At 35.5% G+C, this 10,057-nt stretch carries 10 protein-coding genes and 2 pseudogenes; 6 read left to right on the plus strand and 6 right to left on the minus strand.

The genetic code is table 11. From position 1 onward, the window contains the following. Positions 1 to 201 precede the first annotated feature (201 nt). Positions 202 to 1,367 (plus strand): IS3 family transposase gene (locus FTU54_RS14465; protein ID WP_180006168.1). Its coding sequence is split into 2 segments (ribosomal slippage): positions 202 to 460 and positions 460 to 1,367, totalling 1,167 coding nucleotides; the frame shifts between segments, so codons are not numbered across the junction. Between the two features lie 234 nt (positions 1,368 to 1,601). After that, a complete protein-coding gene (locus FTU54_RS14470) occupies positions 1,602 to 2,060 on the plus strand; it encodes a DUF523 domain-containing protein (protein ID WP_077170035.1) in 459 nt (152 codons plus the stop codon). Positions 2,061 to 2,186: 126 nt separating this feature from the next. Here the strand turns inward: FTU54_RS14470 and FTU54_RS14475 are convergent, their stop codons facing one another. Next, positions 2,187 to 2,975, minus strand: a complete 789-nt coding sequence (locus FTU54_RS14475) for an aminoglycoside adenylyltransferase domain-containing protein (protein WP_038350081.1) — start codon at positions 2,973 to 2,975, stop codon at positions 2,187 to 2,189. A 277-nt stretch (positions 2,976 to 3,252) separates the two neighbouring features. Between FTU54_RS14475 and FTU54_RS14480 the strand changes: the two genes are divergently transcribed. Beyond that, positions 3,253 to 4,397, plus strand: a protein-coding gene (locus tag FTU54_RS14480) for an IS3-like element ISAba14 family transposase (RefSeq protein ID WP_099046175.1) whose coding sequence is annotated in 2 segments (ribosomal slippage) — positions 3,253 to 3,517 and positions 3,517 to 4,397 — 1,146 coding nt in all. Because the reading frame shifts where the segments join, the coding sequence is not laid out codon by codon here. Between the two features lie 172 nt (positions 4,398 to 4,569). Here FTU54_RS14480 and FTU54_RS14485 read toward each other — a convergent pair. Further along, positions 4,570 to 4,791, minus strand: a complete 222-nt coding sequence (locus FTU54_RS14485; protein ID WP_004658364.1) for a helix-turn-helix transcriptional regulator — start codon at positions 4,789 to 4,791, stop codon at positions 4,570 to 4,572. 194 nt (positions 4,792 to 4,985) lie between these two features. Between FTU54_RS14485 and FTU54_RS14490 the strand changes: the two genes are divergently transcribed. Beyond that, complete coding sequence (locus FTU54_RS14490) at positions 4,986 to 5,237, plus strand: hypothetical protein (RefSeq protein WP_004658363.1); 252 nt, start codon at positions 4,986 to 4,988, stop codon at positions 5,235 to 5,237. A 252-nt stretch (positions 5,238 to 5,489) separates the two neighbouring features. Here the strand turns inward: FTU54_RS14490 and FTU54_RS14495 are convergent. Then, positions 5,490 to 5,633, minus strand: a pseudogene (locus FTU54_RS14495) (antitoxin HicB); the annotation flags it as partial. Between FTU54_RS14495 and FTU54_RS14500 the strand changes: the two are divergent. Then, positions 5,633 to 5,857 (plus strand): annotated as a pseudogene (locus FTU54_RS14500) (efflux RND transporter permease subunit); the annotation flags it as partial. The pseudogenes FTU54_RS14495 and FTU54_RS14500 overlap by 1 nt on opposite strands. An 84-nt stretch (positions 5,858 to 5,941) precedes the next feature. Here FTU54_RS14500 and FTU54_RS14505 read toward each other — a convergent pair. Further along, the gene (locus tag FTU54_RS14505; protein ID WP_127800877.1) at positions 5,942 to 6,829 is read right to left on the minus strand and encodes a cation diffusion facilitator family transporter; all 888 of its coding nucleotides are present in this window, start codon (positions 6,827 to 6,829) and stop codon (positions 5,942 to 5,944) included. Beyond that, complete coding sequence (locus tag FTU54_RS14510; RefSeq protein ID WP_005245162.1) at positions 6,816 to 7,547, minus strand: transglutaminase family protein; 732 nt, start codon at positions 7,545 to 7,547, stop codon at positions 6,816 to 6,818. The genes FTU54_RS14505 and FTU54_RS14510 overlap by 14 nt, the downstream gene beginning before the upstream one ends. Positions 7,548 to 7,626: 79 nt before the next feature. Here FTU54_RS14510 and FTU54_RS14515 point away from each other — a divergent pair, with 79 nt between their 5' ends. Continuing rightward, entirely contained in the window at positions 7,627 to 8,040 is a 414-nt protein-coding gene (locus FTU54_RS14515) for a Cd(II)/Pb(II)-responsive transcriptional regulator (RefSeq protein WP_179989169.1), read from the plus strand. A gap of 41 nt (positions 8,041 to 8,081) precedes the next feature. On the opposite strand, the gene FTU54_RS14520 is transcribed toward FTU54_RS14515, so the two are convergent. Then, on the minus strand, positions 8,082 to 9,281 hold the full coding sequence (locus FTU54_RS14520) for an integrase arm-type DNA-binding domain-containing protein (RefSeq protein ID WP_005245164.1): 1,200 nt from the start codon (positions 9,279 to 9,281) through the stop codon (positions 8,082 to 8,084). Positions 9,282 to 10,057 lie beyond the last annotated feature (776 nt).

The raw sequence follows: 10,057 nt of genomic DNA on the forward strand, positions 1-10,057 counted from the left end.
ATGAGGCATGTTCCGCGTCCTTGCAATACTGTGTTTACATACAGTCTATCGCTTAGCGGAAAGTTCTTTTACCCTCAGCCGAAATGCCTGCCGTTGCTAGACATTGCCAGCCAGTGCCCGTCACTCCCACTCGATTGATGTGTGCTTAAAAAACAGGAGGGTTTAACTTGGTAAACTATACATACTCATTAGGAGTTTACCATGAGCAAGAAACAGAAGACTTACACCGCAGAATTTAAAGCTGAAGCCATAAAAGCCATTGAAGAGAACCAAGGTAATGTATCGGAATCCGCTAGACAACTTGGCATTTCAATGCAAACCCTTTCGAACTGGAATAACAAAGCAAAGGCTGGAACTTTAGCAGGCACAAAACAGTATTCGCCCGATCTAAACGCCTTACTCGAAGAAAATAAGAAGCTTAAACAACAGCTCAAAACAGCTGAAATGGAACGTGAATTTTTAAAAAAGGCAGCAGCGTACTTTGCCAAAGAAAGTCAGTGAGGTACGCCTATATGAAATCGCAAAGCCACTTATTTCCGATTATTTTAATGGCTCGATTACTTCGTGTATCCGTTTCTCGCTTTTATGATTGGCTAAAGCGAGGCATGAGTAAAAGATCAATTCAGCGAAATCAGCAGACAATTTTGGTCAAAATAGCCCATGAAGAAACCAAACAAAGCTATGGCTATGTTCGATTAACCAAGCATTTACAAGCACAAGGTATCAAAATAAGTACGTATGCTGTGCGCCAAATAAAAAAATCAAATCAGTTGTATTGTAAGCGCCATAAGCGTTTCAAAAGAACCACGAACAGTGATCACAACCGTTCTATTTATGACAATTTACTCAAGCAACAGTTTTCAATGACGAAGCCTAATCTTGCGTGGTCGAGTGACATTACCTACATTTGGACGGCTGAGGGCTGGTTGTACTTGGCAGCTGTCAAAGATCTTTACACGAAACAGGTTGTTGGCTATAGCTTAAATGAGCGCATGACAGCCAAGCTTGTTTGTGATGCATTGAATATGGCTATTCGCAATCAGAAACCTGCTAAAGATCTCATTGTACATTCAGATAGAGGCAGCCAATATTGCAGTAATGAATATCGAAACTTACTTGAGAAATTTGATTTTCAGGGTTCAATGAGCAAAAAAGGCGACTGCTTTGATAATGCACCGATAGAGAGTTTCTGGGGCATACTCAAAAATGAACTAGTCCATCATCGCAACTACAAAACAAGGGAAGAAGCCAAAGCGGATATTACAAAATATATAGAGTTATTTTATAATCAGGGAAGAATTCAAAAAGGCTTGGATTTTAAGACACCAAATCAAATGGCAGAAGACTTTTATCGGTTAGCTGCCTAGAATCTCCCAAGTGAAAGTCTCCTGCTAATTCAGCACACATCACTGTTGATAAATTTTCTAAACAAAAAGGATCAAACTAATCTATAAGCTTTGTGGGTTAGAAAAAAAATAACTCACTTTGCATTGATCATATTTAAATTCTTGTTTTATCCATAGCACTAACCTATTAATTTTAAAAAATAATAGGTACTGGCTAAATAGCAAATCGATACATATCTTTTTCATAGAGGAAATATGATTTTAGTAAGTTCTTGTCTGGCTGGCTTAAAGGTACGTTATAACGGGACGCATAGCTTAAACGAAAAAATCGAAAAATTAGTCAAAGATGGAAAAGCTACTATGGTATGTCCAGAGATTCTTGGCGGTTTATCAACACCACGCGAACCTGCCGAGATTTCGGGAGGTAATGGCGATGATGTCTTAGATGGAAAAGCCTGTGTAATTGAAAAATCAGGAAAGGATGTGACTTCAATCTATATTGAAGGGGCATATAGAACTTTAAAAAAAGTTCAATTATTAAAAGCTACTCTGGTAGTGCTTAAAGAAAATAGCCCTTCATGTGGTAGTTCAATGATTTACGATGGTCAATTTAATGGGAATAAGATCTATGGCAATGGAGTTACCTCCGCTTTGCTTAAACGTCATAATATAAAAGTCATTTCAGAAGAAACTTTTTGGCAACTTTTACCCTAGTTCCTCCGCTTTTATTTAAAATCTTCATGCAACTCCAACCACGCCCCCCTTTGCAATATCAAGTCTCTTCGGTATTTAGAGATATAGTGAGGTAATAATCTAAGAAGCATATCCATTACTTCCACATCAGTTAAAAAGTAGTGGTTCAATTTTATGCTGTAATTCTTTAACAATTTTAGCAAGCTGATCATGTAAAACTAACCAACATTGCTCATGACCTTGCCCAATATATTCATCTATTATGAGTTGCAAAATGTCTTGATCTATCTGACTTAAGAATTCTAAAAACCATGTCGCAGCAACATCCTTGGCAACTATTGTTTTATGATCTAATGTATAAGCTATACGGCATAGCGCTAAAATTTGATTACATTCATCCTGATCGTCTTTCCAATGAGCAATAATTTGTGGATAAGTTTTTTGCATGGCAAATATTAATTGTTCATAGCTAATTGGATTTAACCAATCGCAAATATCAGGTCCAAAGATAGTAATGTTATGTAATTGGGCAGTTTTAAGTAAAATACTAATATCTGGATCAGATTGACTATAAAGTAATTCACCTTTGAGTAATTCTTCTCTCAACCACTCGCCATATTGTAGCTGATATGTATATGGATGATTTTTATTGGTAATACTCCCTTTTTCTAATATCGTAATTTCTAAGGCACGCGCTGTAGCATGACCAATCGGAACAGATATATTTAGAAAATTCTGCGCTAATTGTTTTCTTTCCTGATCGGTAATTTCACGTTCAATAATAACTAAAATATCAAGATCACTTTTATGTTTTAAACCACCATCAACATACGAACCATATAAATAAATAGCATAAAGCTTATCTTTAAAATTTTTTTGTAAAAGCTGTTTTACACTTTCAACTTGGCGACACTCTTCATCATTTAAGCTTTGCATATGATTTTTAATTTAAAAAAATAAGTAATGAATTCATAGAGCATTATACAGAATAAGTGTAAATAATTTAATCAATTAGTAAATAACATACTATTTTTACAATATATTTACTTTCAATATAGAGTTTAATACATAAAACTCTATCAATCAAAAAAAGCTTGAAACAACATCTGAATAGTAAGAGTCATTTCCTCCTCACTTAGAGATGGATCCGGAAATTTGAACAACTCCTATAAGTGATACTCTGCTCCTCAAATGATGTTATAAACATCAATATATGGAGTATTTTATGGCACGTAGACCAAGAAGAAATCATTCAAACGACTTTAAGGCTAAGGTAGCACTTGCTGCGATCAAAGCAGAAAAAACACTTGCTGAATTGAGTTCTGAGTTTGATGTTCATCAAAACCAAATTATTGACTGGAAAAATCAATTGATCTCAGCTTCCTCACAAGCTTTCGATCAATCAAAAGCTCCATCAGAACCTCCCATTGATCTTAAAAAGTTACATGCAAAAATCGGTGAGCAGGCATTAGAAATTGATTTTTTAGAAGGTGTGTTGAAGAAACTGGGCCGCTTCAACCACAAAAGTTAATCGATCACTCACTTCAGATTTCAGTATCTAAACAAGCTAAGTTACTGAAAGTCTCTCGTGGTTGTTATTATTATCGCCCAAAACCTGTTAGCTCATCAGATCTGAAGCTGATGCGATGTATTGATGAATTACATATGCAATATCCTTTTGCAGGCAGTCGTATGATGCGTGATTTGTTGAATCGTCAAGGGCATCATATAGGACGACGTCATACACGTACTTTAATGAAGAAAATGGGTATTCAGGCGTTATATTGCAAACCAAATTTAAGCCAGGCTAATCAAGCTCACCGTAAATATCCATATCTGCTCAAAGGATTGGCTATTCAGCGCAGTAATCAAGTGTGGTCTACTGATATAACGTATATCCCTATGGCAAAAGGCTTTGTTTATTTATGTGCTGTGATTGATTGGCATAGCCGCAAGGTACTTGCGCATAGGGTATCGATTAGTATGGAGGTGGATTTTTGTATTTCGGCTTTAAATGAAGCGATTGAAAAATATGGATCACCTGAAATATTGAATACAGACCAAGGCAGTCAGTTCACCAGTGATGCATTTATTGATGTATTGAAATCAAATGGCATTCAAATCAGTATGGATGGTAAAGGTCGATGGGTAGATAATGTGATGGTTGAACGATTATGGCGGAGCGTTAAATATGAAGAGGTGTATCTCAAAGCTTATAGCAGTGTCACAGATGCGAAAAAGCAATTGAGTGCATATTTTGAGTTTTATAATCTGAAACGACCTCATTCGAGTCTAGACAAAATGACACCAAATGAGTTTTACTATGATCAGCTACCCCAACAAAACAAGGTGGCTTAACTAGAGCGGAATATCACTTATAAATACGCTTTTAGTTGTTCAAACAAGTGGAACCACCTCTGTTTGTAATGATATTTTATAAAATTCAATATTAGATCTGCAGAGAAAAACTTATCAAACTAAGTATTGGCTAGTCTTTTTCTTCGAAAAACTTATCAAACGAAGTATTAAGTTAATCTTTTTCTTCAACTTCTTCCTTAAACTCAAACAAATCATTCATCGTACAGTTAAAGTACTTACACAACTTATCGGCGACTGGTAATTCAATACGTACAGCACGGTCATAATACATACTTGTGAGCGTGTTGCGATTGATACCTGTTGCATGCACCACTTCACTTAATTTTAAAATTTTTCTATCGCCCATGAGGCTAGATAACTTACAAGTAATCATATTTAAATTAATTTACAAAAAATAACTTGCTGTGGGTTATTTGAAGTTGTTGACTGAGTAATACTTTGCTAAAATTAACCTACAGCAGGTTATTACAACTTATAGAAAGTATATTTTATCCATTTCAACTAAATTATAACTTTTTAAATATAAGGATTGAACCTGCATTAGATTATTTTGTGGAGATGACCGCCGTGTTACCAAATGAGTTATTGATCAGCCAGCAAGCTCGTGACTTAGGAAATCAATTAATTAAAGAAATGAACATCAATAGAAGTTATGGAATGGCTAATTTTCTTGGAGTAAATACTTGCTATGATAATCATCAGGCTGTACTTATTTGGACATTTCAACTGCTTGAAAGGGAACCTGCCTTAAATGAATTAGCAGAAATTAAAAAATATTTTCTTTTAATCTTTCCAGATAGTGTTTATCAATTAGCCTAAGTTGTTTTTAAAATTAATTTATTAAATAAAAAGCACTAAATCAAAGAAAGCTTTATTTAAAAATACCTATTAATTCAAAAACATACCATTTACTGAATATATGAAGCATAGGTTCCTGCTCTATCACTCACTCGTACTAAAATTACATCGCTCTTTTTACTGATACTAAACAATTTATGTCCACGCCACGTTCTGCGGCTTCGAGGGCTAGTTTTTGTTGAACCACTGAGAACAAGGACAACAAACTGCCTACTATATTTTCCCGGAGAGTGGTGTAGGAACTTTTTCATTATTGCTAATCATATCAGCGACAACATCAGCAACGAGCTCCTCTATTCCTGAGAATGCTTTAGACTGATCCGCATCAAGCCAAGACAATGATGGAAACTCAGCACATCATTCGTTTAAGACCTATTTTAATGACGGCACTGGTCGCAAGTTTAGGTTTTATTCCAATGGCGTTAAACACTGGAATTGGTGCAGAAGTACAACGACCACTAGCAACAGTTGTTATCGGCGGTATTGTATCTTCTACAATTTTAACTTTGTTTGTATTGCCTATTTTATATCAATGGGCGCATGGCTCTGAGAGTAGCAAACAGCAATCCGACGAAATTTAAAATCAAAAAAAGCAGCTTAATTACTAGGTTATGCCTAATTAAGCTGCTTTTAATATTGTATGCCCAACATTTTATTGATAAAGCTTACTGCGCTTCATCCCGACAATTTTCATTTAAAAACTCAAACTCTATCGTTGTATGCGATAAATGATAGGAAGATAATTTAGCTGCAACTTCTTGTTTAAGCCTAATTAATTCTTTAACGTCAAAGTTGTCACTCAGCTCAAGGTGCGCTGTTAAAACGTGACTTTCACCATCTAGTGACCAAAAGTGCATGTGGTGGATACCATTAACTTCAGGAAATTCCATTAGTGATAGTTTAATACGCTTTTGAGTCTCTTTATCGGGTGCAGCTTGAAGAAATAAAACGAGTGTTGATTTCAGGTTTTTGAAAACATTAAACAAGATGAACAGCGTGAACCCTATTGATAAAAGGGGATCTAATATCGGCAGTTCAGCGAACAACAGTACGATAGAGACTATAAGAACGGCAACCCATCCAAGTACATCTTCAAGAAGGTGCCATGTCAGCACTTTCTCATTTAATGTTTCACCCGCTTTTAATTTTAATACAGCATATCCGTTAACGGCAACGCCGAGTATCGCTAGCCCTAACATCCCCTCGACTACAGGCATTTCAGGATTGGACAGCTTTGGAATTGCTTCAAATAAAATCCAAATTGAGCCAATGATTAAAACAATACTGTTTATCAATGCGCCAAAGAGAGTAAGTCTACGATAACCATAACTAAACTTATCTGATGCTTCTTTATCTGAAAAACGACTTAAAATCCACGCAAAACCTATTGAAAGACTATCACCAAGATCGTGAACTGCATCTGCCATTATCGCCGTACTGTTAGTGAGCCAACCACCTATAAATTCGATAATAGTGAATGTCACATTAAGGAAAAATGCCCAACCAATACGGTCATCTTTACCATGTTGATGACTATGATTATGGTTGTGCATTTTGTACCTCTAGTACTTTTCTATTTCTTAGTTTTGATACATTCATATTAATCAAGTGACGTATCAAGCGTTGATATATCCAGCGTTTGAACCCCGACAAGTTAGTCCCTTTTTCGAGATAGAACTCATCAGGGGAATCATAAAGCCCAAAGTCATCATGAATACCTTCTTTTTGAATATAGGTATTTTCTCCACGCCAATCTGTATCTGGTGATGAAAAGCACTTTGTTGCAACACCATAACCACAAAAATCATCTTTTACTTGGTCAAATTTCTCCTGTAGAGAGCTTAAGTATTGCTCATCCAATATAAAGCCCTCTAAGTTTATCCAACGCCCTTCAAAGTAAACTTCTACCCAACTATGAATGATGTATTTAGGTGCTAACCAAAATACATAGCTTGGGATAGCACCTTTTTGTAGTTGCTGGTCTATGGTAAACCCATGAAATCGGCATTGAATGCCTAGTCCACGCAATAGTGCCATTAACAGATTACCCTTAGTATTACATTGTCCATAACCATCTGCTAGCACATCGCTTGCTGCAATATCATCGCTTTCATTATAACCAAAGAAAATCTCATCTTTTACAAACTGATAAGCGGCACCAATTTTGTTGAAGTTATCCAAGTTTTTCCACCTACGTTGATCGATCAAGGATTGGATATCTTTGTGTTCAAAATTAACGATATTCGTATTGTTTAAATATTTCTCAGTCATTTTTTATATATCCTTTTCGTTGCATACTTATACTATAGACTCTATAGTAACTATAGAGTCAAATGTCTGGGGGAAATTGATGAAAATAGGCGAATTGTCAAAAAAATCGGGCTGTTCAATACAAACGATTAGATATTATGAAAGAGAAGGATTTCTGTTAAATCCAAATCGTTCAGAAGGTAATTTCAGGCTGTATGATAGCAAAGCACTTAAACAATTGGAATTCGTAAAGCATTGTCGCAGCCTAGATATATCACTCAATGATATTAAACGTCTTATCGAATTAAAAAATAAGCCAGAAGAAAGCTGCTCTAGCGTTAATGCATTAATTGATCAGCAACTTGCACTAGTGAATAAACGCATGAAAGAATTAAGGGCGCTTAAAGCTGAATTACAACAAATGGCTAGTGCTTGTGGTTCGAACAACCCAACATACTCATTATATTCTGCTGACCATGTAACACGGCAAGTATATTGTTTACTATCCATTTGAAACCCCATAATGTTTTAAGTCTATGTATAAAAGTACGATTTTCACTTAGCAGTACTTAAATAATCACCCCACCACTGCATCATTTCAGTCCGCTGGGCTAAATAGTCAGCGTGATTATAGCTGGCACGGGTACGGTTCTTATCAATATGTGAAAGTTGTGCCTCAATCCAGTTATCCTGGAACAAACCTGAGTCATTCAAAATGGTACTAAAAGTGGAACGTAGTCCATGAGAGGATAATTGATGTTTTCCATAGCCCATCTTACGTATAGCCATATTTAATGTATTAAAATGAATCGGTTGATTATGTTTCCGTGGGCTAGCAAAAATGTACTTTTCACCGTATGACCATTGCATGACGTCTTTTAAAATATCTAAAGCCTGATCTGAAAGTGGAACTAAGAAGTCGGGAATCTCATGGCCTAATATGACTTTTCGTCGAAACTGTTTAATATGCAAGGCAGGTATTTTCCAGACTTTTTCATTTAAATCAAAATGATGAGGCTCAGCCAATAACAATTCAGCCCCTCGCACGCCAGTATGTAATTTGAACAGCAGTGCTTTTTTAATAATCGGATGGGCATCCAATTTTTGTAATTTATACTTAAAATCAGATATATCCTCCGCTTTCAAATACGGATAATTTTTCTTGATTTTACTGTTAATGGCGATTTTATTTAAACCATGCGCGATGTTGAATTCACAATAACCCATCGCTACAGCGTAGTCATAAATTTGGTTCAAATAACTACAAGCTTTCTTGACAGGTTCTTTTACTTGGCGTCCCTCTATTTTTTTGATTACTGAAACCAGGTCATAACGCTTGATGTTTTGAAAAGGTAGATCCTGAAGGTCTGGATAAATATCTTGCTGTAAGCATCTTTCTGCTAACTGTAGTACACCACAGCGGGGTAGATCGTTGAAGGCATTTTTCAGTTTGAACTGTAACCACTCCTCCCCGACCTTACCAAAGGTGATGACATTAGAGGCAGTATCTTGTTCAAAACAGAAATCATTGTCTTTAAAGTCATCTCTGACTTGTCGTGCCTTTTTCAGCGATAAATCAGGATAACGACCTAACTGAATGCGTCGACGTTTTTTAGTTTGTGGATCTGTATAGCGATAGCACCAAGATTTTCTTCCACTCGGCTCAATCTTCAGGCTAAGCCCATCTTCATCGGATAAAAAACTGGTTTTTTCCTTACAATGAGCTTGGCGAACTTTAATTTCAGTAAGACTCATGGAATTTAAATGAAACCTAACAATGGGTTGATTGGATCAATTATATCAAAATAGAACGCTTTATGTATGATGCGTACACTACGCATCATATATATTTGTAATATATTGTTTTATATATTTAATATTTTAAGTATTTGTATTTTAGTAACCATTATAAGTACCACCTCTTCTTTAAGTTCCCAACAACTCACTTTTTCTGTCATCAATGTTAAATAAGTCTTGTGCTTTAAATTCTTAGATGACCTCCTCTACCCTTTATTATCATTTTTATAAAAGTAACTATATGTACTCATTAAAATTTGTAGAGCTCAAAAACAAAAAAGACCGCTATATAGCAGTCTTTTAACTTAATTAAATAATAATTAATTCATTTTCATCATAAGTGCATAAGCATCACGTTTGTTTTGACGCAATGATTCTATCTCGGACTTCGTCAGCTGTTTTACGAGAGTAATTAACTATAACTAAAAATATAGACAAATATTTGCATAAGTTCTCATTTTGTCTATGTCGATTCAGTAGTGGCAAGGTGGGTATTTATTAGAGATTTAAATGATTATCTTTTGTATTTTAGGTGAGTGTCTTGGTATATTAGCATCCATATCTATTGATTATCCAATCCCTTAACCTAGGCATGACTTTGTGAAATTAACACGCATCCACCATTGTAAAAACTTGAATGTGCAAAAGTACAAACAGCTTGAGAAACAAGCTGTTTTACTTGGTCGTATTCGTAGCGAGGTGTGGGCTAAATATGGTGCTATTTCAGGTTTGAA

Source organism: Acinetobacter sp. YH12116, from assembly GCF_013418895.1.
In the GTDB taxonomy this organism is placed as follows: domain Bacteria; phylum Pseudomonadota; class Gammaproteobacteria; order Pseudomonadales; family Moraxellaceae; genus Acinetobacter; species Acinetobacter indicus.